General features: G+C 40.6%; 1 protein-coding gene. It reads right to left on the bottom strand.

Features of this window, described 5'->3' with window-relative positions:
* A partial coding sequence (locus tag FUA24_RS23595; RefSeq protein ID WP_148545783.1) for a class I tRNA ligase family protein occupies positions 1–207 on the bottom strand: 207 nt, incomplete at both ends.

Genomic DNA, 207 nt, shown 5'->3' with positions numbered 1-207 from the left:
GATCCCAATCGCAAGAGCAACCTAGTTTTTTTAATTGCTCAAGAATTACACCACCGTATTCATGCGTCCAATCCCAAGCGTGTTTTAAAAACTCGTCTCTAGTTAAATCGTTTTTATCTATGCCTTCTGCTTTTAATTTGGCAACTACTTTGGCTTCGGTAGCAATAGATGCGTGATCTGTACCTGGAACCCAACAGGCGTTTTTAC

The organism is Seonamhaeicola marinus, assembly GCF_008085455.1.
Note: the sequence above shows the minus strand (reverse complement) of the source record. Positions and strands in the feature narration are given on the sequence as shown.